23 protein-coding genes are annotated in these 24,733 nt (G+C 73.4%); 17 read left to right on the top strand and 6 right to left on the bottom strand.

Features of this window, described 5'->3' with window-relative positions; all coding sequences use genetic code 11:
• The first annotated feature begins 95 nt into the window (after positions 1-95).
• From J421_RS11850 to J421_RS11800, 12 genes are all read left to right on the top strand, one after another.
• Entirely contained in the window at positions 96-1,112 is a 1,017-nt protein-coding gene (locus tag J421_RS11850) for a GHMP family kinase ATP-binding protein (protein WP_025411391.1), read from the top strand.
• Between the two features lie 4 nt (positions 1,113-1,116).
• Complete coding sequence (locus tag J421_RS11845) at positions 1,117-2,283, top strand: ArgE/DapE family deacylase (protein WP_025411390.1); 1,167 nt, start codon at positions 1,117-1,119, stop codon at positions 2,281-2,283.
• 9 nt (positions 2,284-2,292) lie between these two features.
• Complete coding sequence (locus tag J421_RS32740) at positions 2,293-2,514, top strand: hypothetical protein (protein WP_025411389.1); 222 nt, start codon at positions 2,293-2,295, stop codon at positions 2,512-2,514.
• The gene (locus tag J421_RS32735) at positions 2,511-3,116 is read left to right on the top strand and encodes a ribonuclease H family protein (protein WP_025411388.1); all 606 of its coding nucleotides are present in this window, start codon (positions 2,511-2,513) and stop codon (positions 3,114-3,116) included. Before J421_RS32740 ends, J421_RS32735 begins: the two co-directional genes overlap by 4 nt.
• A 106-nt stretch (positions 3,117-3,222) precedes the next feature.
• On the top strand, positions 3,223-3,402 hold the full coding sequence (locus J421_RS11835) for a hypothetical protein (RefSeq protein ID WP_025411387.1): 180 nt from the start codon (positions 3,223-3,225) through the stop codon (positions 3,400-3,402).
• A 43-nt stretch (positions 3,403-3,445) separates the two neighbouring features.
• Complete coding sequence (locus J421_RS11830; protein ID WP_025411386.1) at positions 3,446-4,228, top strand: zinc ribbon domain-containing protein; 783 nt, start codon at positions 3,446-3,448, stop codon at positions 4,226-4,228.
• On the top strand, positions 4,225-5,040 hold the full coding sequence (locus tag J421_RS11825; protein ID WP_025411385.1) for a c-type cytochrome: 816 nt from the start codon (positions 4,225-4,227) through the stop codon (positions 5,038-5,040). Before J421_RS11830 ends, J421_RS11825 begins: the two co-directional genes overlap by 4 nt.
• Positions 5,041-5,062: 22 nt before the next feature.
• A complete protein-coding gene (locus tag J421_RS11820; RefSeq protein WP_148306275.1) occupies positions 5,063-6,208 on the top strand; it encodes a hypothetical protein in 1,146 nt (381 codons plus the stop codon).
• A 139-nt stretch (positions 6,209-6,347) separates the two neighbouring features.
• Entirely contained in the window at positions 6,348-7,196 is an 849-nt protein-coding gene (locus tag J421_RS11815; RefSeq protein WP_025411383.1) for a hypothetical protein, read from the top strand.
• Positions 7,197-7,389: 193 nt separating this feature from the next.
• Positions 7,390-8,058 carry a hypothetical protein gene (locus J421_RS32730; RefSeq protein ID WP_158508756.1) on the top strand — a complete coding sequence of 223 codons (669 nt, stop codon included), beginning with the start codon at positions 7,390-7,392 and terminating at the stop codon, positions 8,056-8,058.
• Positions 8,059-8,061: 3 nt separating this feature from the next.
• On the top strand, positions 8,062-8,589 hold the full coding sequence (locus tag J421_RS11805) for a hypothetical protein (RefSeq protein ID WP_025411381.1): 528 nt from the start codon (positions 8,062-8,064) through the stop codon (positions 8,587-8,589).
• 59 nt (positions 8,590-8,648) lie between these two features.
• Positions 8,649-9,203, top strand: coding sequence for a QcrA and Rieske domain-containing protein (locus tag J421_RS11800; protein WP_025411380.1), 555 nt, complete (start codon positions 8,649-8,651; stop codon positions 9,201-9,203).
• A gap of 39 nt (positions 9,204-9,242) precedes the next feature.
• Here J421_RS11800 and J421_RS11795 read toward each other — a convergent pair whose 3' ends face one another.
• On the bottom strand, positions 9,243-10,328 hold the full coding sequence (locus J421_RS11795; protein WP_025411379.1) for a phytoene/squalene synthase family protein: 1,086 nt from the start codon (positions 10,326-10,328) through the stop codon (positions 9,243-9,245).
• Between the two features lie 133 nt (positions 10,329-10,461).
• On the opposite strand from J421_RS11795, the gene J421_RS11790 reads away from it, so the two are divergent.
• The 4 genes from J421_RS11790 (at position 10,462) to J421_RS11775 (ending at position 16,004) form a co-directional block, all read left to right on the top strand.
• Positions 10,462-12,111 carry an FAD-binding oxidoreductase gene (locus tag J421_RS11790; RefSeq protein ID WP_025411378.1) on the top strand — a complete coding sequence of 550 codons (1,650 nt, stop codon included), beginning with the start codon at positions 10,462-10,464 and terminating at the stop codon, positions 12,109-12,111.
• A gap of 43 nt (positions 12,112-12,154) precedes the next feature.
• A complete protein-coding gene (gene thyX, locus J421_RS11785; RefSeq protein ID WP_025411377.1) occupies positions 12,155-12,904 on the top strand; it encodes an FAD-dependent thymidylate synthase in 750 nt (249 codons plus the stop codon).
• A 129-nt stretch (positions 12,905-13,033) separates the two neighbouring features.
• Positions 13,034-13,363, top strand: a complete 330-nt coding sequence (locus tag J421_RS11780) for a PadR family transcriptional regulator (protein WP_025411376.1) — start codon at positions 13,034-13,036, stop codon at positions 13,361-13,363.
• A gap of 10 nt (positions 13,364-13,373) precedes the next feature.
• Positions 13,374-16,004, top strand: a complete 2,631-nt coding sequence (locus tag J421_RS11775) for an ABC transporter permease (protein ID WP_025411375.1) — start codon at positions 13,374-13,376, stop codon at positions 16,002-16,004.
• A gap of 4 nt (positions 16,005-16,008) precedes the next feature.
• Here the strand turns inward: J421_RS11775 and J421_RS11770 are convergent, their stop codons facing one another.
• The 5 genes from J421_RS11770 to J421_RS11750 form a co-directional block, all read right to left on the bottom strand.
• On the bottom strand, positions 16,009-18,315 hold the full coding sequence (locus J421_RS11770) for a CRTAC1 family protein (protein ID WP_025411374.1): 2,307 nt from the start codon (positions 18,313-18,315) through the stop codon (positions 16,009-16,011).
• Entirely contained in the window at positions 18,312-19,142 is an 831-nt protein-coding gene (locus J421_RS11765; RefSeq protein ID WP_025411373.1) for a carboxypeptidase regulatory-like domain-containing protein, read from the bottom strand. Before J421_RS11765 ends, J421_RS11770 begins: the two co-directional genes overlap by 4 nt.
• A complete protein-coding gene (gene fusA, locus J421_RS11760; protein ID WP_025411372.1) occupies positions 19,139-21,250 on the bottom strand; it encodes an elongation factor G in 2,112 nt (703 codons plus the stop codon). Before fusA ends, J421_RS11765 begins: the two co-directional genes overlap by 4 nt.
• Before the next feature lie 213 nt (positions 21,251-21,463).
• Positions 21,464-22,042, bottom strand: a complete 579-nt coding sequence (locus J421_RS11755) for a hypothetical protein (protein WP_148306274.1) — start codon at positions 22,040-22,042, stop codon at positions 21,464-21,466.
• Positions 22,043-22,287: 245 nt separating this feature from the next.
• On the bottom strand, positions 22,288-22,749 hold the full coding sequence (locus J421_RS11750) for a hypothetical protein (protein ID WP_148306273.1): 462 nt from the start codon (positions 22,747-22,749) through the stop codon (positions 22,288-22,290).
• 64 nt (positions 22,750-22,813) lie between these two features.
• Here J421_RS11750 and J421_RS11745 point away from each other — a divergent pair, with 64 nt between their 5' ends.
• The gene (locus tag J421_RS11745) at positions 22,814-24,718 is read left to right on the top strand and encodes a DUF1800 domain-containing protein (protein ID WP_025411369.1); all 1,905 of its coding nucleotides are present in this window, start codon (positions 22,814-22,816) and stop codon (positions 24,716-24,718) included.
• Positions 24,719-24,733 lie beyond the last annotated feature (15 nt).

Below are 24,733 nucleotides of genomic sequence, written 5' to 3'. Positions count from 1 at the left end.
AACGAACGTGCCCGAGATCACACTCTGCATGCCGCGGCGCGCCCACGCAGCAGTCCGCTCGTGCGCTAAGATTACGCAGCCTCCCGACCTCCATCATGCACGCCGCATCCAGCATTCCGCCGCGCGCGGGCACGCGCACCGTGGTGGCCCGCGCGCCCGCGCGACTCGACTTCGCCGGCGGCTGGACCGACGTGCCGCCGTACCACGACGAGATCGGCGGGTGCGTGTGCAACCTCGCGATCGCCCGGTACGCGACCGTGCGCATCGGCGACGACGACGCGACCGCGTTCCGCGCGACGGGGCGGCACGAGCGCCGGCCCGGGCTCGCGACGGCCGCACTGCACCGCGCGGGCGTACGCGACGTCGCGGTCGACGTGTGGAGCGACTTCCCGGTCAGCGCGGGGCTCGGCGGCTCGTCGGCGGCCGGGGTCGCGCTGGCGGCGGCGCTCGCCTCGTGGCGCGGCGAGCTGCCGGCCGATGCGCTCGACGACGCGCGGCGCGCGGCGCTGGCCGAATGGAGCCGCGCGGTGGAGGTGGAGGACGCGGGGATCCCCGGCGGCCGGCAGGACCACTACGCCGCCGCGTTCGGCGGCGCGCTGCGTCTCGACTTCGACGCGGGCGGCACGACGCGCGTGACGCGACTGCCGGTGTCCGACGCGACGCTGGACGCGATGGCGCGACGGAGCGTGGTCGTCTACACGGGCGAGTCGCGCATCTCCGGCGAGACGATCACGGGCGTGCTGGGCGCGTACCAGTCGGGCGAGCCGCGCGTGGTGTCTGCGCTCGCGCGCATGAAGGCGATCGCGGCCGAGATTGCGGACGCGCTCGTCGCGGCGCGCGTGGACGACGTCGGCCGACTGCTGGCCGAGCACTGGACGCACCAGCGCGTGCTGCATCCCCGGATCCCGACGGCGCGCATCGACGAGGTGATCGCGCGCGCACACGCGGCGGGCGCGCTCGGCGCGAAGGCGCTCGGCGCATCGGGCGGCGGCTGCGTGCTGGCGCTCGCGGCGGACGGGCGCGAGGAGGCGGTGCGCGCCGCCGTCGCGGCGCTCGGCGACCTCGTGGAGATCGCCGTGGACCGCGCCGGCGTCACCGTCGAGTCGCGGTGAGCGCATGACGATCGCACCCGGCGATTCGCTCGGCCTAACGGCGGCCCTCGTGCGCGTGGACTCGCGCAACCCGACGCTCGTCCCCGGCGCGCCGGGCGAGCGCGAGTGCGCGCGCGTGCTCGCGGACGTGCTGCGCGCATGGGGCTTCGCGGTCGAGGTGGTCGACGCGGCGCCCAGGCGGCCTAACGTGATCGCGCGGCTCGCGCCGCCGATCGGCGTCGCGCGCGGACGGTCGCTGCTGCTGAACGGTCATCTCGACGTCGTGGGAACCGACGGGATGACGCACGCACCGTTCGACGGCGAGGCGCGCGACGGGCGGCTGTGGGGACGCGGGTCGGCGGACATGAAGGGAGGGATCGCCGCGATGTGCGCCGCGGCGGTGCGCGCGCGCGACGCCGGCGCGCTGCGCGGCGAGGTGATCGTGACCGCGGTCGCCGACGAGGAATACGGAAGCCTCGGCACGCGCGCGCTCGTGGAGAGCGGCGTGCGCGCGGACGCGGCGATCGTCACGGAGCCGACGCGGCTGCGCGTCATGCCCGCGCACAAGGGATTCGCGTGGCTCACCGTCACCGTGCGCGGCCACGCGGCGCACGGCAGCCGCTGGGAGCTCGGCGTCGACGCGATCCGCCACGCGGGGCTGCTGCTCGCGGAGCTCGATGCGCTCGACGCCGAGGAGCTGCCGCGCCGCACGGCGCATCCGCTGCTCGGCCGGCCGTCGCTGCACGCGTCGCTGATCGGCGGCGGGAGCGGGCTGTCGACGTATCCCGACCGCTGCGTCCTGCGACTGGAGCGGCGCACGATTCCGGGTGAGTCGGCCGACGCGCCGCTGCACGAGGTGCGCGCCGCGTGCGAGCGCGTACGCGCGCGGCGCCCGTCGTTCGACGCCGACGTGACGCTCGATCTCGAGCAGCCGCCGAGCGACGTCGCGGCCGGCGCCCCGATCGTGCGGGCGCTCGTCGACGCGTTAGGCGCGGTGGGCGAGCCGCCGACGCCGCTCGAGGGGATGAGCGCGTGGACCGACGCGGCGCTGCTGAACGGCGCGGGGATCCCGGCGGTGTGCTTCGGCCCGGGCGACATCGCGCTCGCGCACGCCGACACCGAGTACGTTCCCGTCGACGAGATCGAGCGCGCGACCGCCGCGCTGGCGGAACTCGTCGCACGGTGGTGTTAGCTTTCGCGCATGAGCATCTTCACCACGAAGCAGTACGACGCGCTGGAGCGCGCGGTCGTCGACGGCAAGCGCATCTCGGTGCTTCGCTCGGGCAAGCGCGAGGTCGTCGTCGTGCCGCGACGACTGCGGCTCACCGGGGGCCGCGAGATCATCGAGGCGACCCATCCAACCACCGGCGACCGCCTCGACATCTACATCGACGAGATCGAGCGGTTCGAGGTGGTGGAGTGAGCGGTGCGGCACATCCGCTCGTCGCGGTGTACGCCGACGAGTCGTGCCTCGGCAACGGTCGGGCCGGCGCGACGCCGGGCGGTGCGGGAGGGCTCGTCGAGTGGAAGCACCCGCGCACCGGCGAGATCCTGCGCTGGGACTACTGGATCAGCGAGCCGGACACGACGAACAACCGCATGGCCCTGCGCTCGGTGATCGAGGCGTTCCGCGGACTGTCGCGCAAGGGCAACACGTTCAGCGTCGTGTTCACGAGCGACTCGAAGTACATCGTCGACGGCATGACGCAGTGGGTGCCGTCGTGGATGAAGCGCAACTGGACGCGGAAGACGGGTCCGATCGAGAACCTCGAGCTGTGGCAGGAGGCCGTCGCGGAAGTCGAGGCGCATCAATGCGCGTGGCGGTGGGTGCGCGGGCACAACGGGCATCCGCAGAACGAGTACGCGAACTTCCTCGCGACGCGCGCGGCGGCGGAGCGCACGGCGTCGCGCGGCCTCGTGCCGTCGGGGTTCGAGGCATGGGTGTCGACGCAACAGGCGAAGGGGGCGTTGCGCGGAGTCGTCGATCCGTTCCCGCCAGCGGCGGTGGCGTTCGGCGGCCGGTGATGCGGGTCACGCCGGCGTTGCCGGGCCTGCCGGCAGAGCGTCGTTCAGGGACGTGGAGGTGGCCCAACGGCGGGCCGCCGCGGCTTTCCCCCATTCCTGGACACCAATGGTCAAGACTCTGCTCATTCTCGCGGTCGGCGTCGCCATCGGTTACGGCTACGGGTACAAGGACGCGAGAAGGCACGACAAGACGATCGTCGAGCGCGTGCTGGACCGCGCCGGGGCGGCGGCGCGCGGGAAGTATCGATCGACCATCGACGACAGGACCGACAGCGTAGGCCCATAACGCCGCGCCCGACCCGCGCGGCTCCGTCACCACCGGATCGCGCATGGACGACCTCGATCGCCTCCACGAACGCCTCGTCGCGAACGTCCGCGACGGCTTCCCTCACCTCCTGGAGCGCACGTTCCGGCTCGGCGACATCCAGGAGCACCTCGTGCCGTATCGCACGAACCGTCCGTCGCTGCGGTTCGAGTCGGCCCGACAGTACGAGCTCGCGCTCATGCGCCTCGCCTCGGGGGAGCGAGGCTACCTGCGCGTCGAGCCGACGGTGGCGGACGCGTTCCGCCGCGCGCTCGCGTCGCCGGAGCCCGACGCCGCCGTGCTGCGCGATCACGCGCTCGCGACGGTCGCGCTGACCAACGGCACGACGGGCAGCGCGACGACGACCGGCGCGACCGCGGAGGCACCGCGCGCCGATGCGCCGCGCGCCGATGCGCCGCGCGACGAGACGGCGACGCTCGAGGCGCCGATGCTCGAGGCGCCGACGCTCGACTCGCTGAAGCTCGACTCGCCGAAGCTCGACGCATCGTGGCCGCCCGCCGGCGCGATGCCGGAGACGCCGCCGCCGGCGACCGCGCCACTGCGTGACATCCCCGCGCCGTCGTCGCACGAGACGCGCCCCGGCCCGACGGCGATCGGAGGCCCGTGCCGCTACTGCGGCCAGGCGCTCCCCGAAGGACGGCCGGTGACGTACTGCCCGCACTGCGGCCAGAACGTGACCGTTAGGCACTGCCCGGCGTGCAGCACGGAGCTCGAGGTCGGGTGGCACTACTGCATCACCTGCGGACGGGCGATGGACGACGCGGCGCTCGGCACCGGCGCGCGATGAGCCCTCCGCGGCGCGCGGCGTCCGGTGGGTCACGCGGCAGCGGTGGGCGCCCCAGGCGCGGACGAAAGCGGAGCCGCGCCGTCCCGATCGCGCTCGCGTTCCTCGGCATCGTCGCGGCGGCGAGCGCCGGGCTCGCGCTGTACCTCGGCTTCCTGCCCGGGCCCGACGCGCTGTTCGGGCGACGCGGCGCGGATCGGCTGCCGGACGACAGCACGCTCGCGTCGAGCGTGGCGCCGCACGTCGGCGCGTCGGACGCCCCGGCGCTCGATACCGCGCCGATGCCGGCGCCCGCCGCGATCGACAGCACGCCGACCGACGTCGTCACGGTCGCGGACAGCGTGGCCGGAGACGCGGTGTACCACGGCACGGGGCGCTGCGTCGGCTGCCACGGTCCGATCGGCGAGGGCGCGCCGGGGCTCGGCCCCAGCCTGCGGCTCATCCCCGGACGGCTCACCGATGGATCGGTGGCCGCGATCGCGCAGGTGATCACCCGCGGGGCGCCACCGTCGCCGAGCTATCGGGTCGCGATGCCGTCGTACGCGGGGCAGCTGTCGGCGGAGGACGTGCGACGTCTCGCGGCGTACGTGCGGACGCTGTCGCAGCCGGGAACGACGCCGGACACGGCGCACGCCGGCGTGCCGGCACCGAAGGCACCCGCGCCGACCACCGTGCCGCGACCGACGGTGCCTCCTCCGCCCGACGCGGCTGCCGGCGCGGTGAATGCGGATGCTCCCGTCGCCGGCGCGGCTGCCCGGGCGCCCGTGCGACGGCCGACCGTGCCGCCGCCGCCCCCCGCGCCGCGCCGCCCGTGACCGAACCGCTCTCGAACTCGCCATGTCGATCGTCGCCACCGAGATGCCGCGTACCGGACGCCGCGCGGCCCGCACCCTCGCCGCGTTAGGCGCCCTCGTACTGTTCGGATGCTCGTCGAGCGCCGGCGCACCGCCCGCGAGCACGACGACTCCCCTGCCGGTGCCGGCGTCGAGCGCGGCGCCGCAGGGACTGACGTGGACCGTGCGTCCACGCGAGCACGTGGACCTGTGGCTGCACGGCCTCGCGATGCTCATGGACGACACGGCGCGCGTGCCGCTGTTCCGACGCGGCTATCGCGACGAGATGCGCGCGACGCGCACGCGCGCGGGCGTCACGACGCGTCTCGACGCGGAGCGCGACCGGTTGCGCGAGCGCTTCGGCGTGAACCCGTCGCTTCCGCTCGACGCCCAGTTCGTCCCGTTCGCGTTCGAGTCGTGGGACACGCTGCGCCGCGCCGTCGACTACGTGGTGCAGAGCGGCGGCAACCCGCAGCGCGCCGGCGATCAGGAGACGGCGCGCGCGATCGCCATCCTCGCGAACGTGTTCCGCACGCCGGCGGACCGCGAGTGGCTGCGCGTCTTCGCCGGCGCGCTCGACGACGAGTACGCGCGCTTCTATCGCGACTACTGGGCGGCGCAGCAGCGCGACCGCGCGGCGACGCTCGCCGCGATCCGGTCGGAGTGGGATCGACTCGGCCCGCGCGTGCAGCGATTCCTGCTGAACACCCAGCAGCGCGGCGGCGAGATCGTGCCGTCGCTTCCGTTAGGCGGCGAGGGGCGGACGCAGAGCGGTGGGCCGAACAGCAATCTGGTCGCGGTGAGCTTCCCGTCGTCGCCGGCAGCCGCCGCGGAGGCGCTGTACACGGCGGTGCACGAGTTCGTCGGGTCGACCGCCGGCCCGATCGTGACGGACAACGTGTCGCCGGCCGATCAGCGCGCCGGACTCGCCGACCGCTACGTGAGCGCGGCGCAGGTGCGCGGCGGCCTGATGCTGCTCCAGAAGACGGCACCGGACCTCGCCGCGGGCTACGCGCGGTACTACCTCGCGACGGCGGGGGCGTCGGCAGGCGGGGACCCGGTGGCGGCGCTGACGGCGGCGTTTCCGCTGCCGCAGCCGATCGCGGATGCGCTCGCGAAGCAGATCGACGTGGTGTTGGGTGGGATCTGATGGGGCGGCGCTGGTGAGGCGGGTCTGAAACGGCGGCGCTGAAACGGCGGCGCTGAAGCCGCGCGTCATCAGTGCCGCCGTACGAGCGCCGGGGTATCAGCGCCGAGGTTTCAGCGCCGCCTCGTCTTACATTTCAGCCATGCCCAACGACCCCCGCCCGCCCCTCCCCGCCCGCCCCGCACTCGATCGCGCCGCCGTCGAGCGGGTGCTCGCGCGCGCCGCCGAGCTGCAGGGCGCCGGGGCGGAGGCGCCGGAGACCGGCGCGCTGACCGAGGCGCAGGTCCTCGAGGTCGCGCGCGAGGCCGGGATCGCCCCCGACCTCGTGCGTCGCGCCATCGCCGAGGAGCGGACACGCGTCGTGCTGCCGGAGGAGCACGGGCTCGCGGCGCGCATCGCCGGACCGGGGACGGTTTCCGCCGCGCGCATCGTCCGCGGGGCGCCGGCGCAGGTGGCCGGCACGCTCGAGCCGTGGCTGGAGCGCGAGGCGTGTCTCCGCGTGCTGCGGCGCGTCGGCGAGCGCACGCTGTGGGAGCCGCGGAGCGACTTCGTGGGAAACCTCAAGCGCGGGCTGAGCGGCAACGAGGCCCGCATCCTCCGCGGCCTCTCCGCGCTCGCGCTCACGATGACCGACGCCGGCGAGGGGCAGACGCTGGTGCGGCTCGACGCGGACCTGAGCGGGGGCCGCCGGCAGCGGCTGACGGCGGGCAGCGTCGCGGCGACGGGCGGCGCGCTCGCCGGGGCCGGCATGATCGGCGTCGGCGTCGTCGCCCACGCGCTGCTCGCCGTGGTCGTGCCGATCGCCGCCCTGCCGCTGCTCGCCGGCGCCGGCGTGGGCTGGGCGCTCGCCCGCGGCCACCGCACCCGGGCCGAACGGGTGCAGATGGCGCTCGAGCACGTGCTCGACCAGCTCGAGCGCGGCGAGCTCGGGCCGGGGCGCGGCGCCCCGCTGCTCGACGTGCTGCACGAGATGCGGCGCGCCCTGCGCTGACCCCGCGGCGGACGAGGGGCCGAAATAAAGGTCCGCCGTCGCGCCGACTCCGCCGGACGAAGGGCGTCGGATCTCTCTCCGGCTTCAGGGATGCGCGCACCCAGCGTGTTTCCAGGGAGAGACGTACGTGCATGGTTGCCGGACGGAGCGTTCCATGCCGGCCGCCGAACTCACTTCTCCCACGGAGCCGCTGGTGACATTGCTAGGCCTCCTCACGGCCGCCGCCGTCGCGGCGAGCGCGCAGGCGCCGACGAGCGCGTCCGACCTCCCGCGCGTGTCGCCCGACACGGCGCCCGCGTCGGCGCCCACGGCCGCCGGACCGGTCGCTCAGCCGGCCGCCGCGACGCCGCTTCGCGCCGCCGACGACTCGGCCCAGCCGCGCCCGCGCCGCCGCGCCGTGGAGGTGAGCGACGCATACGCGACGCGCCTCGCGATCCACCGCGTCGCGAGCTACACGATGCCGCCGCTGTTCGTGGCCGAATATCTCCTCGGCCAGAAGATGCTCAACGCGCGCGAGGACCTCGCGCGCGGGATCGACAACCCGGTCGGCTCGAGCACTCGCACCGCGCACCAGGTGGTGGCGGGCGGCGTCGCGGCGCTGTTCGCCATCAACACCGTGACCGGCGTCTGGAACCTCTACGAGACGCGCCACCAGGAGGCGGGGCGCAAGCTGCGCGTCGCGCACGCGGTCCTCATGCTCGCCTCCGACGCCGGCTTCGCCGCGACGGGGCTCGTCGCGAGCAACGCGCGCAGCGGCAGCGTGGACGACGCGCGACTGCACCGCAACGTGGCGCTCGCATCGATGGCGCCGGCGACGGTGGGTGCTGTGATGATGTGGATCAACCAGATCCGGAACCGCTGACCCATGCTCGCGTTGCCCGCGCTGGCTTCCGTCGTCGAGACGTTGACCCGCGTCGCGGAGCCGTGGAAGAGCGTGTACGCCGACTCCAAGGTGCTCGAGACCGCGGTGGTGTTCGTGCACGTCGCGGCGTTGGTCATCGGCGGCGGCATCGCGCTCGCCGCCGATCGGGCGACGCTACGTGCGCTGCGCGGCGACGCGGCGACGCGCGCGCGACAGCTCGCGGAGCTCGGCCTCACGCACCGCGTCGTGATCGTCTCGCTCGTCATCCTGTTCATGAGCGGCGTCGCGCTGTTCCTCACCGACGTCGAGACGTTCGCCGTCTCGATCGTGTTCTGGGTGAAGATGGCGCTCGTCGCGCTGCTGCTCGCGAACGGTCTCGTCATGACGCGCACCGAGGCCGCGCTGCGCCGCGCGTCGGATGGCGATGGCGGCGACCTCGCGCGCTGGGGCCGTCTGCGCACGACGGCGCTCGCGAGCGGCGCGCTCTGGCTCGTGACGATGCTCGCCGGCGTCGCCCTCACCAACGTCTGACGAACCCCTCGCCGTCCGCCGGGTACGACGAGCGTCACGCCGATCCCCTGTCGCCTCAGATGTCCGATCACGCTCCCGATCACGCTCCTGGTCACGCGACCGACGCCGCGACCGAGCACGCCGACTGCGGCGGCTGCGCGCTCGACCCCGACCGCCGCGCCTTTCTCCGCACGTCGGCCGCCGCGGTGGCCGCTGCGCTGCTCGGACTCGGCGCGCGCCGCGCCGACGCGCTCGCGCCGCTCGCGTTCACGCGCGCGCGCGCGCGGCGCGGGCCGGCGCGGATGTACGGCATTCCCGCGAAGGACGGCGCGTCGATCGACCGCGACAACGAGGTGATTCTCGTCCGGTGGCAGAACGCGGTGTACGCGTTCGCGCTCTCGTGCCCGCACCAGAACACCGCGCTGCGGTGGCTCGAGGCGGACCAGCGCTTCCAGTGCCCGAAGCACAAGTCGAAGTACCGGCCCGACGGATCGTTCATCGAGGGGCGCGCCACGCGCGGCATGGACCGCTACTCGATCAAGCGCGACGCGATGGGGATCGCGGTGGACCTCGACACGCTACACGAGGAGGACAAGGACCCCGCGGGCTGGGCCGCCGCCGTGGTGAAGATCTGACCGTACACGGGGCGCCGATCACCGGCGCCCCGTCGCGTCTCACGCGCTGCGCGGTCCCGCGGCGCGCAGCGGGAACGGGGCGTGCCTAACGCGCTCGAACAGCCAGCGGACGGCCGCGTTGCTGCGCACGAGCAGCACCGACGCGACGAGCAGCGCGCGCACCTCGCGTCGCGAGATCTTCACCCCGCCACCGGGACGCAGCATCGCCGACGAGCGCGCGAGCTCGCGCAGCGTGGCCTGCGCGAACAGCACCGGCAGCAGGCAGAACAGCCGGATCGCCGACGCGCGGCGCGGCAGCAGGAGCAGATAGTCGCGCGCCTCGTCGAGGTCCGACGCGGCGAGCGCGACGAGGCGATCGAGCGCCGCGCGGTTCGCCGGCTCGCGCGCCGGATCGAGTAGCGTGGCGTGCGCGCTGCCGTGCGCGTGGAGCAGCTCCTCCGGGACGTAGATCGCGTTCTCCACGCGCGCGTCGTGCGCCACGTCCTTGAGGATGTTCACCGTCTGCAGCGCCTCGGCGAACGCCCGGCATCGCTCGCGCAGCCGCGCGTAGCGCTCGGCCCCCACCGACGGCGCGTGCTCGTGCCACAGATCGGTGAGCAGATACCCGACCGTGCCGGCGACGTAATAGCAGTACTCGCGGAACTCCTCGATCGTGCGGATGCGGATGCCGTCGGGATAACGCGCGACGAACTTCCGCATGCCGAGCACCATCTCCGTCACCCAGCGCCTCACGACGTCGCGCGTGCGCGGCGGGAGCGCGTGGAAGTGCGCGAACACGAGGTCGGCGTGGCGGACGAGCTCCACGTGCGCGGGCTCGCCGGTGACGCGGGCGGCGAGCGCCGGGAACGATTCCGCCGCATCGGGCCCGTCGAAGCAGCGCAGCAGCGCGTCGAACAGCGGCGTCTTCTCCTCGGGCGTCATCGCCGGTGCGTCCTCCACGGTGTCGGCGACGCGACAGACGAGGTAGGCCGAGAGCACGGCGTGACCGAGCGCGCCGGGCAGCACGCGGATGCCGAGCGCGAACGTGCGCGACACCCGGGGGAGGATCGCCTCGCTGAAGCGTCGGGCGTCGCGCCGGACGATCGCGTCGGCGATCGCGGAGGAGCCCGAGGAGCGCAGCGGCATGTCGGTGGGAGCGGCGGGAGCGGCGGGAACGCAGCGGCCCGGCGTCCCCGAGTGGGCGCCGGGCCGACGCGAAAGATACTCGCCCCACGGGCGCGCGAGGACCTCGCACGAGGACCTCCGCTAGATTTCGCGCGTGTCGACCGTGACGCCTCCCGCCGACTTCCGCGGCACGTTCCGCGACGACCTCCCGGCGCGCGCGGTGTACGCCGAGGGCGCGGGCATCGCGCGCTGCGTGCCGGCCGCGGTCGCGGTGCCGGGCGATGCGGCCGACGTCGAGCGGCTCGTGCAGTGGGCGTCGACGACCGGCACCCCGCTCGTGCCGCGCGGCTCCGGGAGCGGCATGGCGGGGGGCGCCGTGGGCGCGGGCGTCGTCGTCGACCTGTCGCGGCTCGCGGCGATCGGGGCGGTGGACGTCGCGGCGCGGCGCGTGTCGGTGGGGCCCGGCGCGGTGCGCGGTGCCGTCGAGGCGGCGGCGCGTGCGGTGGGCCTCACGTTCCCGCCCGATCCGTCCAGCAGCCCGTTCTGCACGTTAGGCGGGATGGCAGGGACCAACGCGGCCGGCGCGCGCACGATGCGCTTCGGCGCGACGCGGCGGTGGGTTGCCGCGCTGGACTGCGTGTTCGCCGACGGCTCGCGCGCCGTGGTGCGGCGCGGCGCGCCGCCGCCCGACGTGGCCCCGGTGCGACGATTTCTCGCCGAGGTCGCGCCGTCGCTCGTGCCTAACGACGTGCCGCGCCACGCCGTGCGCAAGGAGTCGAGCGGGTACGCGCTCGCCGACTACGCCGCGAGCGGCGACCTCGTGGACCTGCTCGTCGGGAGCGAGGGAACGCTGGCGCTGTTCGTGGGCCTGGAGCTCGCGCTCGCGCCGGCGCCGGCGGCGACGAGCGGCGTGCTCGCCGCGTACGCGACGCTCGAGGGCGCGGTGGCCGGCGCGGCGCTCGCGCGCGGCGCAGGGGCGAGCGCGTGCGAGCTGCTCGACCGCACGTTCCTCGACGTCGCCGCGTCGGGCGCGACCGACGCCGACGCGCACGCGCTCCCCACGGTGCCCGACGCCGCCGAGTCGGTGATTCTCGTGGAGCTGGAGGGAGCGAGCGTGGACGGCGCGCGCGACGCCGCGCGGGCGCTCGCCGACGCGTTAGGCGCGGCGGGCGCCCTCGACGTGCAGGTGGCGCTCGACGCGGCCGGCGAGCGCGCGCTGTGGGCGCTGCGCCACGCGGCAAGCCCCATCCTCTCGCGGCTCGACCCGTCGCTCAAGTCCATGCAGTTCATCGAGGACGGCACCGTCCCACCGGATCGGCTCCCCGACTACGTGCGCGGCGTGCGTGCGGCGCTCGCGCGGCAGGGCATCCGCGGCGTGATCTTCGGCCACGCGGGCGACGCGAACGTGCACGTGAACCCGCTCGTCGACCTGCGCGACCCCGACTGGCGCGCGCGCGTCGCGGCGCTGCTCGACGAGGTCACCGCGCTCGTCGCGCGACTCGGCGGCACGCTGTCCGGGGAGCATGGCGACGGCCGGCTGCGCACGCCGCTGCTCGACCGCGTGTGGGACGCCGATGCGCTCGCACTGTTCGCCGCGGTGAAGCGCGCGTTCGATCCGCAGGGGATCCTGAACCCGGGCGTGAAGGTCGCGCTTCCTGGGCAGGCGCCGATCGACGACGTGAAGTACGACCGCTCGCTGCCCCCGCTCCCCGCGGACGCGCGCGCGGCGCTCGACCGGGTGGCCGACCGCCGCGAGTACGCGCGCTTCCGGCTCGAGCTGCTCCGCGGCGGGATGGCGGGCTGATATCTTTCGCGCGCCACGCCATCGCGTCCCTCTCATCGCATCGATGTTCTACACCGAGCCGAAGGTCACTCTCATCGCGCGACCGCAGTTCGTCGAGCCGTCGCACCTTCCCGTGCAGTGGCTCGGCGACAGCACCCACGGCGAGCGGCTCGCCGAGTTCGCCGGTCGGTTGTGCTACATGTCGCAGCGCAACCCGGCGAGCCGCACCACCGCCGACTACCTGGAGAACATCAAGAAGCAGGGGCACGGCTCGGTGCTCGAGCACGCGACCTACTCGCTGCTGCTGGAGGGGGTGAGCCGGTCGCTCACCCACGAGCTCGTGCGACACCGCGCCGGCACGGCGATGAGCCAGCTCTCGCAGCGCTACGTGGACGAGAGCGTGGCCGACTTCGTGGTGCCGCCGGCGATCGTCGGCGACGCGGAGCTCGAGGGGGCGTGGCGCGCGCAGATGGAAGCCGCGCAGGCCTCGTACGTCGCGCTCGTCGAGCGGCTCATGGACCGCTACAAGTGGGTGGACGACAAGGTCCACCGCCGCAAGATGGCGCGCGAGGCCGCGCGCGGCGTGCTGCCCAACAGCACGGAGACGAAGATCGTCTTCACGGCGAACGTGCGCGCGTGGCGCGCGATCCTCGAGATGCGCTCGAGCGAGGGCGCGGAGCTCGAGATCCGTCGGCTCGCCGTCGCGATCGTCCGTCTGCTGCAGACGGAGTCGCCGGCGTTCTTCTCCGACTTCGAGATCTACACGGCCGCCGATCGGCGTGAGGCGGCGCGGGTGACGTACCGGAAGGTCTAGACCGAGAGGGCACGAGCGCACGAGGGCAGGAGGGCAGGAGAGGTTCGGACGCTCCTGCCCTCTTGCCCTCCTGCCCGCGTGCCCGCATAATGCCTCGACTACTGAGGCCTCAATCCTCGAGGTACGCCCATGGCGGACGCGTCGGAGCTCCTGCACGGCACGCTCGACACGCTCGTGCTCAAGACGCTCTCGTGGGGCCCGCGGCACGGCTACGCGATCGCGCGGTGGATCCAGGCCACCACCGACGACGCGCTCCGCATCGGCGAGGGGGCGCTCTACCCCGCCCTCTACCGCATGGAGAAGAAGGGGTGGATCGCCGCCGAGTGGGGGCTCTCGGAGAACAACCGGGAGGTGAAGCTCTACAAGCTCACCGTGGCGGGGCGTGCACGGCTGCGCGTGGAGCTCGCGCAGTGGAACGAGTTCACGGCGGCCGTCGGCAAGATCCTCCACGCCGACTGAGGGACGCGCCGTGCCGCCGCTCGGCCGCTTCACGCGACAGCTCCGCGCCCGCATCTGGCGCGTCCCCGTCGAGCGCGAGGTGGACGCCGAGGTCGCGTTCCACCTCGAGATGCGCGTCGCGGAGCTGATCGCCGAGGGGATGGACCCGGCCACCGCGCGCGAGGCGGCGCTCCGCCGCTTCGGCGACGTGGCGGAGATCACCGCCGCCTGCCGCGCGTTAGGCAGGGAGAGAGACCGCGCCATGCGCCTCACCGACTGGCTGGCCGAGCTGCGGCAGGACACCCGCTACGCGCTGCGGCACCTGCGCGCGAACCCCGCGTTCACCGCCGTCGCCGCGCTCACCATCGCGTTAGGCATCGGCACGTCGACGACGGTGTTCGGGATCGTCGACGCGGTGCTCCTGCGCCCCCTGCCGTTCCGCCAGCCCGAGGGACTGGTGCGCGTGTGGGAGGCCACGCCCGTCGACCCGCGCTTCGGCGTGTCGCAGCCGAACTACCTGGACTGGCGCGCCCGCACGCGGAGCTTCGCCGAGCTCGCGGCGTACACCGTGACGACCCCCAGCGTCTCCGGCGACGGCGAGCCGGAGCGCCTCGTCGGCGCGGCCGCCACGTCGTCGCTCTTTCGCGTGCTCGGCGTGCCGCCGCTGCTCGGACGGAGCTTCGCCGACGAGGAGAGCGCGCCGGGGAGCGAGCGCCGCGTCGCGATTCTCTCGTACGGACTGTGGCAGCGGCGCTTCGCCGGCGACCGCGGCGCCGTCGGGCGCCCGCTGATGCTCGACGGCACGCCGTACACGATCGTCGGCGTCATGCCCGCAGCGTTCGATTTCCCGGCGCGCACCGACCTGTGGCTGCCGCTCGCGCCGTCGCCGACGACGTCGCGCGGCGACCATCGGTTGCGCGTCGTCGGGCGGCTCGCACCCGGCGTCACGCTCGGCGGCGCGACGGCCGACATGCGCCGCATCGCGCTCGAGCTGGGGCGCGAGTACCCGAAGTCGAACGCCGACTGGAGCGTGACGCTGGCGAGCTTCGCCGACTGGTTCGTGGCGCCCGACCTGCGCGCGCGCGTGCTCGTGCTGCTCGGCGCGGTGGGCGTGCTGCTGCTGATGGCGTGCGTGAACGTCGCCAACCTCATGCTCGCCCGCGCCACGGTGCGGCAGCGCGACACGACGCTGCGTGCCGCGCTCGGCGCGGGCCGTGGGCGCGTCGTGCGTCAGCTCCTCACGGAGAGCATCGTCCTCGCGCTCGGCGGCGCGGCGTTAGGCATCGGCCTCGCGTTCGCGGTGGTGCCCGCCCTGCGCGCGACGGCTGCCGACGCGGTGCCGCGCCTCGACGGGCTGCGCGTCGACTGGCGTGTCCTCACGTTCGGCGTGGTCGCCTCGATGCTCACCGGGCTGCTGTTCGGGCTCGTGCCCGCGGTGCAGGCGTCGCGTGCGAACCTCCACGACCTGCTGCGCAGCGGCGCACGCGTGGCGGCGGCCGGACGCGTCCGCGCCACGCTCATCATCGCGTCGGTCGCGATGACCACGCTGCTGCTCGTCGGCGCGGGGCTGATCGGCACGAGCTTCGTGCGGCTCGCGCGCGTCGACACCGGCTTCCAGGGTGGCCACGTCCTCGCGGCATCGATCCGACTCCCCGACGATCGCTACCCGACGCCGGCCCGCATCACCGAGTTCCGCCGAGAGCTCGTGCGGCGCGTGAGCGCCGTGCCCGGCGTGACCGTGGCCGGGACGACCAACGTCGCTCCGTTCAGCGGCGGGGGCACGAGCATCGAGTACACCGTCGTCGGGCGGCCGCAGACGCCGGGCACGTTCCTCCAGGCCGACTGGCGCAGCGTCACGCCGGCATACTTCGCCGCGCTCGGGGTGCCGCTCCTGCGCGGGCGACTCGTCGACGAGACCGACGTCGACGGCGGGCCGACGGTCCTCGTGATCTCGCGCCGCATGGCCGACCACGTGTGGCCGGGCGAGGACCCGCTCGGCAAGCAGATTCTGGTCGGCGGCAAACCGTGGACGGTCGTGGGCGTCGTCGGCGACATCCGCGATCAGACCCTCGAGGGCGATCCGCGCGAGACGAGGTATCTGTCGTACCAGCAGGTCGCGTGGCCCTCGACGTGGCTGCTCGTGCGCACGCCCGGCGAGCCGCTCGCCGTCGCGAACGCGGTGCGGCGCGCCGTATGGTCGCTCGACCGCACGCTCCCCGTGTCCGACGTGCAGCCGCTGTCCGACCTCGTGTCCGACGCCGGCGCACAGCCGCGCTTCACCGCGCTGGTGTTCGCGCTGTTCGGCGCCGCGGCGCTGCTGCTCGCCGTCGTCGGCGTGTACGGCATCGTCGCCTACGGCGTCGCCCAGCAGACACGCGAGATCGGCGTGCGGCTCGCGCTCGGCGCGCGGCGCGGCAGGATCCTCGGCCGGGTGGTGGGACGTGGCGTGCGGCTCGCCGGCGCGGGCGTGGCGTTAGGCACCGCGGCGTCGCTCGCGCTGTCGCGCTACCTCGCCGGGATCCTGTTCGGCGTCGCACCGACGGACGCCGCGACGTACGTCGCCGTCGCGCTGGTGCTCGTCCTCTCCGCGGCGCTCGCCAGCACGCTCCCCGCCGCGGCTGCCGCGCGGCTCGACCCCGTGCGCTCGCTGCGCGACTCCTGACCGTCTACGGGTGCGCGTGCGCGCCCACCGGCGCGCCGAGCGCGGCCTCGCGGAACGGCACCGGCGGACGATCGAGCGCCACCGGTGCCGTGCCCTGCACGATGTGGTACGCGCGGTCGACGGCGAGGTTCTCGTAGGTGGTGGTGGTGCGCGCGGCGTCGGGCCACACGACGCGCACCGTGCGCACCGCCGTCGCGGGGCCGAGACCGACGTGCAGTTGCAGGCTCCCGGAGCCGAACGATCCGCCGGTGCCGACGGTGCGCCGCACGGTACGCGTGGCGCCCTTCGCGTCGACGGCGACGACCTCGACGCGCGCGCCGATCGCCGAGCGATTCGCCGCGCGTCCCTCGAGCGAGAGCGTGATCCACGCGTTCTTCGGCCAGCCGGGGTTCTCGAACAGCACGCTCGTCGCCGTGTCGCCCTGGTACGCGCCGCCGATCACCATGAACACGTCCTCGTCGCCGTCGCGATCGAGGTCGGCGAACGCGGTCGGGTGCCCCTTCTGGATGTGCGCGAAGCCGCCGGGGAGCGACACCTCCTCGAACCGTCGCCCGGCCACGTTGTGGAACATTCTGTTAGGCACGACGGACCGCAGGTCGGGGTTTCCCGTGCCGACGTAGAAGTCGAGCCATCCATCGTTGTCGAGGTCCCCGAAGTTGCTGCCCATCGCGAACATCACCTTGTCCTCGAGCCCCGCCGCGCGCGTCACGTCCTCGAACGTGCCGTCGCCGCGGTTGTGGTACAGGCGCGACGGCTCGAACGGCACCGTGCGGCCGTCCGCCTGCACGGCGACGAGCGGCTTCCCGAGCATCTCGCGCGCGACCATGTCGTGCAGCGGCGTGCGGAGATCGTAGCTCAGCACGAGCAGGTCGTCCCAGCCGTCGTTGTCGTAGTCGAAGAACCAGGTGGGGAACGACTGGATCGGCCGCTGCACGCCGGCGACGGCGGCCTGCTCCTCGAACCGCCAGGTGTCGATCGACCGGCCGCCGCGGTTCACGTAGAGTCGGTTCGGCCCGAGGAACACCGAGACGAACAGGTCGGGGAGGCCGTCGTTGTTCACGTCGCCCCACACGGCGCCCTTCACGAAGTCGTCGAGGTCGATGCCGACCTTGTGCGACACCTCGGTGAACGTGCCGTCGTGGTTGTTCCGGTACAGCTCCGAGCGGTGCGACGGCCCGCCGGTCCGCACGCCCGACTCCGCGCCGACGAACAGGTCGAGCCACCCGTCGCGATCGAAGTCGGCCCACGCGGCCGTCTGCGACGGGTGGAACGACGCGAGCCCCGCGGCGAACGTGACGTCCTCGAACGTCCCGTCACCGCGGTTGCGCAGCAGCGACGGCGGATACCTCCCGTCCTCGCCGAGCCACGCGCCGCGCAGCACGAGGATGTCGACGTCGCCGTCGTTGTCGTAGTCGGCGTGCACGGTGTTCAGCCCACCGACGATCCCTTTCAGCCCCGCCGCCGCGGCGCGGTCGACGTAGCCGCCGCGCCCGTCGGCGATGAACAGGTGCACCGGATCGTTAGGCCCCCACGACGTCGTGAACACGTCGAGCAGGCCGTCGCCGTCGAAGTCGTCGATGCTGAGCCCACCGGCGAGCCCGGTGACCGCGAGGCCGACGGCGGGCGCGACGTTCGGAAAGCGTGGGAACGGGTCGTTAGGCCTCGGCGCGAGGCCCGGGACGCGGAAGCGCGGCGGCACGCTGTCGGGATAGCCGCCGACGGCGAGCCACGCGAGGTTCAGCAGGTAGCGCGATCCGTAGTCGTCGGGAAAGTAATGCAGGATCTGCGTGTAGCGCCGGATCGCCTCGCGCGTGCCGTCCTGCTTCGTGTGGCGCGCCGTGCCGTCGAGCGGCAGGATGCACACGTTCGCCGAGGGGTTGGCGAGGCAGTTCTCCTGCTCGCCGAGTCGCAGGTTCGCGATCGCGAGGAGGTCGAACACCGGCTTGCGCCACGCGGTGACGCTGTCCTCGGTCTCGCCGGCGTCGCGCAGCAGCGCCTTGATCTCGTCGATCGCCTCGCGCGTCTGCCCCGCCTTCAGCAGCTCGTCGGCGATCCAGTTGCGGTAGCTGAACGTCTCGCGCCCGGTGCGGAACGCGATGAGGCCGCGCAGCGACGCGACGCGCTCGCGGTTGAGGAACGGGTTCGGCTCCGAGCTCGTGCGCGCGCGCGCGGCGATGGCGGCGAGCGTGTCCGCCATGCGTCGCGTTCCGTCGACGGCGGGCGCGTTAGGCGCGGAGGCCGCCGTCCGATCGCGCGGGGCGCAGGCGAGGGCGAGGAGGGCGAGGAGCGCGGCGCGCGCGACCGCGCTCAACGTCGCGTCCAGATGAGCAGCGTGCCGCACGACCCGCTCGTGCCGCCGAACTCCGGCGGGGTCGTCGCGCCGCCGGCGTAGTACTCCACCGCGGCGACGTCGCGGCCGTAGTACGCCGCGACGCTGGGCACCGTCTGCTGGCTGCCGGTCGCGTAGATCTTCACGCCGTTCAGGTAGACGTTCGCCCAGCAGGCGACGGGGCTCTTCGGGTCGAACGGCTCGGCGCGCGTGGCGCCCACGCCGAGCACGGAGCCCTCGCCGCGCCCGCCGGCGACGAGCAGCGCACCGGTGAGCGCGTACTGCTTGATGTTGATCCCCGCGACGCGCCCGACGAGAAACGAGGCGAGCGTCCGCTCCGGGTCGGCGTCGAACACATCGGTCGTGAGGAAGTGCCCGATGCCGGCGGCGCGCCGCCGCTCGAACTCGGCGAGCCGCGCCGGCGTGACCGGCGTCTTCACGTCGACCGCGGCGAGCACCTGCGCCGCCCGCACGAGCGCCACGTCGCGCTGCAGCGTGTCGCTCCCCGTCGCCGTGACGTCGAACATCGCGGAGCCGTAGCCGACCTTGCGCAGCACCACGCGGTGGCGGCCGGCGGGGAGGCCGGCGAGCACGAAGTCGCCCGCGCTGTCGCTGCGCGCGCTGCGCTCGAGCGCCGGCACGAGCACCTCCACGCCGGCGAGCGGCGAGTCCCCGGGATCGGCGGCGACGTTGCCGCGCAGCACCGACTGCGCCTTCGCGGCTGCGTCGCTGCGTGGCTGCGTGAGCGCGAGCGCGGGGACGCAGCTCGACGCAGCCACGCAGCGACGCAGCCACGCAGCCCGGATCATGCCTCGGCGAGCGCCTCCTCGCGCTCCTTCGCGTGGTCCGTGATCACCTTCTGCGCGGCGTCGGGCGGCATCTGCTCGTAGCCGTGGAAGCGCCGTGCGAAGGTGGCGTGACCGTGCGTGAGCGAGTGCAGGTTCGTCGCGTAGAGGTGCAGCTCGGCCTGCGGCACGATCGCGCGCACCGTCGTGCCGCGTCCGTCCGACGCGGAGTCGGTGCCGAGGATCTGGCCGCGACGGCCGGAGAGGTCGCCCATGACGTCGCCGAGGAACGCGTCGGGCGTCGTGACCTCGATCTGGTCGAGCGGCTCGAGCAGCACCGGGCGGCACTTCTGCGCCACCGTCCGGAAGGCGAGGATGCCCGCCATCTTGAACGCCTGCTCGCTGGAGTCCACCGAGTGGTACGAGCCGTCGTAGAGCTCCACGCGGAAGTCGACGAGCGGGAAGCCGGCGAGCACGCCGCGCGCGGACGCTTCCTGCACACCTTTGTCGACCGCGGGGATGAACTTGGACGGGATGGATCCGCCGACGATCTCGTCGGCGAACAGGTAGCCCTCGCCGCGCGGCAGCGGCGCCATCTTGATCCAGCAGTCGCCGAACTGTCCCTTGCCGCCCGTCTGCTTCTTGTGGCGCCCCTGGCCCTTGTCGCTCGACGTGATCGTCTCGCGGTAGGCGATCTTCGGCTTCGTCAGCTCGCCGGTGGCGGTGTACTTCCGCTTGAGCCGCGCGAGCTGCACGTCGAGGTGCCGCTCGCCCATGCCGCCGACGACCGTCTCGCGCGTGTCCGGCACGTACTGCACGCTGAACGTGGGATCCTCGTCGTGCAGCCGGTGCAGCCCCTGCTGCAGCTTCTCCTCGGCCTCGCGCGACGTGGCGTGCACGGCGAAGTGCACGATCGGCTCCGGGAAGTCGATCTGGGGGAGCCTAACGGGGTGCTCCTTCGTCGACAGCGTGTCGTTCGTGTGCGTGTTGCGCAGCTTCGCGACGCACCCGATGTCGCCGGCGTGCAGCCGGTCGACCTCCACGCGCTCCTTGCCGCACGGGATCGCGAGGTGATTCAGCTTCTCGACGACGTCGCGCGTCGCGTTGAACACCTCCTGTCCGGTCACCACGCTGCCGGAGAGGATGCGGAAGTACGACACGTCGCCGACGTGCGGCTCGGCGTGGGTCTTGAACACCAGCGCGGCGAACGGCGCGTCGTCCTGCGCGTGGATCTCGACGGTCTTGTTCCCCTCGGCGCCCTTGAACGCGTGGATCTCCTCCATCTCGAACGCCGAGGGCATGAGCTGCACGATCTCGGTGAGGAGCGCGCGCACGCCGATCATGCTGTCGCTGGAGACGGCGAACAGCGGAAAGAGGTCCTCGCGCTTCATCGCCTCCTTCATGCCGGCGATCGCCTCGTCGCGCCCGATCTCGACCCCCTCGAGGTAGCGCTCGAGCAGCGTGTCGTCGGTGGCGCTGATGGCCTCGATGAGCTCCTGCCGGTACTGGTCGAAGCGCGGCTGCGCGTCGGCGGGGATGTCGATCTCGTCGTACTCGCCGCTCTTCGTGCCCTGCTTGTAGACGTAGGCTTTCTGCGTGAAGAGGTTCATCACGCCGCGGAAGCCGACGCCCTCGCCGAGCGGCACCTCGACGGGGATGACCTTCGACGTGAGCCGCTCCTTGATCTGACGATAGATGGTGTCGAAGTTCGCGTGCTCCTTGTCCATCATGGAGACGACGAACAGCACCGGGTCGCTGCGGCGGAGCGCCTCGTGGAACATCTTCTCGGTGCCCACCTCGACGCCGGACGTCGCCGAAACGACGACCAGGGCGCCGTCGGCCGCGGCGAGTCCCGCGATCGCGTCGCCCTGGAAGTCGAGGTATCCCGGGGTGTCGAGCAGATTGATCTTGCAGCCCTCCCACTCGGCGTACGCGCAGCCGAGGGTGATCGAGAACCCGCGCTCCGTCTCCTCTGGCGTGAAGTCGGTGAGGCTCGTACCGTCCTTGACCGAGCCGTGTCGCTTGCTCGATCCCGCTGCCCAGGCCATGGCGTCGACGAGAGAGGTCTTCCCGCTCGCGCCATGGCCGACTACAGCGACGTTTCTGATGTCCGCACTCGCGTAGGCTTTCATCGTGTGCTCCTTGCTCCTCACCGCGGGGTGACGTGCCGAGGGTGTTCCCTTTGAGCGTCGCTCCCGGGTTCGGGAGCGTCAAGGGGAAAGCGCAGAGCGTGGAGCGCAGAGCGCGGAGAGGGGCCCCGAGAATTCAGCTCTCGGAGCCCCTCTCCGCGCTCTGCGCTCCACGCTCTGCGCTGAGCTCGTTCAGTTCGGACTAGTCAGAGTTCGCTAGTCGCCCTCCACGTCGTACCCGTCGGCTTCGCGCAGCGAATCGAGCAGCGCGTCCGCGCCCACGCCGCCGGGAGTGGCGGGCGCGAGATCGGGGTAGCCGAGTGAGAAGTTGATGGCGCGCCGGACGCCCTCGGGCCAGTCCGGCATGGACAGTCCCGCGACCATCTGGCCGATGAGCGAGCCGCACTCCGCGAGGAGCTGACGCGCCGTCTCGGACAGCGTGAGATACGGGATCTCGACATCCTGCGTCATGAGCTGACCGGTCGTCCGGTCACGCCACGCCGCGTCGCCGACCGCACCGCGCTCGGCCCACACGCCGAGGTGGCGGATCGTGCCGACCGACTCGCCGCCGACGCGGCGCCCCTCGAACGCGGCCGCCAGCGCGAGCGCGAGCGCCTGCGCGTCGACCGCCCCGTACAGCGTGACGACCTCGCGCGGCGCGGCGTCGAACGGCGACGCCGACGGCACCGAGTTCACGTGCGCGAGCGGCGCGCCCTCGGGCGCGTGCACCGCGTCCAACGGCGGCGACGGCGGAGCGCGATCGGCGACTTCCTCCAGCAATACCAGGAAATCCATGAGTCCTCCGGTTAGGAGCATGTCGTCTCTTCACCCATACGCGACCGCCGCCGGTCTCCGATCGTCTTCGTCGGCCCGAACGGTGACGCACCTCACGCTCGCCACCGCGCGGCCCGACCGACAAGCGACGTCACCGACTCGTGCCGACCGCGTGACGGGTCCCTTACATGTATGACCCGTACCCCCTACGAACCGTCACGTTCGTCTGTGTCGATCACTCGCCGGATGCGGAAATTCCCGGCCCCTCACTCGCTCTGTTGGGCAAGTGGCATTCCCGCGAGGAGCGAAGCCGCGAGCGCGAGCGCGAGCAGCGCACGCTGTGGCGCCGACGCCACGCCGGCGCTGAGACACAGCCATGACGGCAGGAGCGCGTCGGCGGTCACCGCCACCGTGGCGACGAGCGCCGCGAGCACCGCGCGGGCGGCACCGCGACGCGGTCCGCGCATCGGCACCGCGACGAGCGCGAACAGCAGCGCCCAGCCGATGACGAGCGCGAGATGATGCGCGAGGCCCAACAGGGCGCTCGGCCCCAGGCTGCGGTCGGGCGCGACGAACGCCGGCAGCCCACGAAGGCGGTCGCCGGCCGCGGAGAGCACGGCGACCGGTGCGCCGCGCCGCACCCCGAACCCGATCAGCGCGCCCGTCGTCGCCGCCGCCCCCAGCCCCGCCACGCGCAGTCCGGTGTGCAGTGTGTCGTCTCGGCTCACGGGTGCGAAGCTTAACGCCGCGGGGCGCGCGTCGTCCCAAGAGTGTCATCACGGAGCCACGCCGATGTCCTCCCGAAGAATTTCGATCGCCCTCACCGCGCTCGTCGTCGGCGCGTGCGCGCCGTCCCACCCCGCCACCGCGCCCGCCCCGTCGCCCGCGAGCGTCGCGGCGCGCGAGCTCACCGCCGACCAGCAGGTGATGCAGGCGCTCAACCGCCTCACGTTCGGCCCGCGACCGGGCGACGCGGAGCGGGTGCGCGCCATGGGCGTCGACCGCTGGATCGACGAGCAGCTCCATCCGGAGCGGCTCCCCGACAGCGCGGCGACGCTCGTCGCGGCGCGCTTCCCGGTGCTCGCGAAGTCGGGCGCGGAGCTGCTGCGCGACTACCCGCCGCCGGGGCAGCTCCTCGCGCGGCTCCGGTCGTCCACGATGACCGCGGCGGACTCGATGCGGATCCGCGCCGCCGGACGCGAGTCGTACCGCGTCGTCGGCGAGCTGCAGACCGCGAAGGTCGCGCGCGCGGTGGCGAGCGAGCGGCAGCTCCAGGAGGTCATGACTGACTTCTGGGAGAACCACTTCAACGTCTTCGCGGGCAAGGACCGCATCCGATACCACCTGCCGGCGTACGACGCGACGATCCGCGCCAACGCGCTCGGCAAGTTCCGCGACCTGCTCGGTGCGGTAGCGCACAGTGACGCGATGCTGCAGTACCTCGACAACTTCCAGAGCATCGCGGACAGCACGCACACGACCCTGCGCGCCGCGCCCCGCGGCGGGGGGCTGGCGCCGCAGCAGCGGCTCGCGCTCCAGCGGCGGCTGGCCCGGATGACGCCCGAGGAGCGGCAGCGCGCGCTGCAGTTAGGCGCCCAGCTCCAGCAGCGGCGGCCGCGCGGGCTGAACGAGAACTACGCGCGCGAGCTCATGGAGCTGCACACGCTCGGCGTCGACGGCGGCTACACGCAGAAGGACGTCATCGAGGTCGCGCGCGCGCTCACGGGGTGGTCGATCAAGGGGCCGGCGCAGGGCGGCGGCTTCGTGTTCCGGCCGGAGGCGCACGACGCCGACGCGAAGGTCGTGCTCGGCCACAAGCTCGCCGCCGGGCGCGGCGTCGAGGACGGCGAGGAGGTGCTCGACATCGTCGCGCATCACCCGTCGACGGCGCGGTTCATCGCGTACAAGCTCGCGCGGCGGTTCGTGAGCGACACGCCGTCGGCGGCGCTCGTGGCGCGCGCGGCGGCGACGTTCACGCGCACCGACGGCGACATCCGCGAGACGCTGCGCACGATCGTCACGTCGCCGGAGTTCTTCTCGCAGAGCGCCTACCGCGCGAAGGTGAAGTCGCCGTTCGAGCTCGTGGTGAGCGCGGCGCGCGCGCTCGGCGCCCAGGTCGACACGACGCCCCGAACGGCGCAGCTCATCGGGCGACTGGGGGAGCCGATCTTCGGCCACTCCGACCCGAACGGCTACCCGGAGACGGGCGACGCCTGGATGAACACCGGCGCGATCCTCAACCGGATCAACTTCGGGCTCGTCGTCGCCGCGAACCGGCTGCCCGGCGCGCGCCTCGGCGAGTGGCCGGTGGCGGCGAGGCTGCGCGGCGCGCCGCGCGAGCAGCAGGTGGACGGCGTCGTCGCCGCGCTGTTCGGCGGCGCGGTGTCGCCCGACACGCGCGCGGTGCTCGTCTCCGGCGAGAACCCACTGCTCGCCCGCGCCGGCTCGCAGGCCGCGATCGACTCGGCCGACACCGATACGACGGCGATGACGATGACGCCCGCGCCGGTGAACGACCGTCGTGCCGAGCGACGCGCCGAGCGCCTCGCGTCCGACCCCGCGGTCGCGGCGCGTGAGGCGATCAAGCCGGGTGCCGGGCGCGCGCAGCCCGCCGTGATCGGCCAGCTGCCGCCGCTGAACGGCCTCGCCCAGATCGTCGGACTCGCGCTCGGCGCGCCGGAGTTCCAGCGGCGCTGACGCCTAACGGAGAAC

It is taken from the genome of Gemmatirosa kalamazoonensis (assembly GCF_000522985.1).
GTDB classification, from domain to species: domain Bacteria; phylum Gemmatimonadota; class Gemmatimonadetes; order Gemmatimonadales; family Gemmatimonadaceae; genus Gemmatirosa; species Gemmatirosa kalamazoonensis.
The sequence above is the reverse complement of the archived record's forward strand: the minus strand, read 5'-3'. Positions and strand labels throughout refer to the sequence as shown.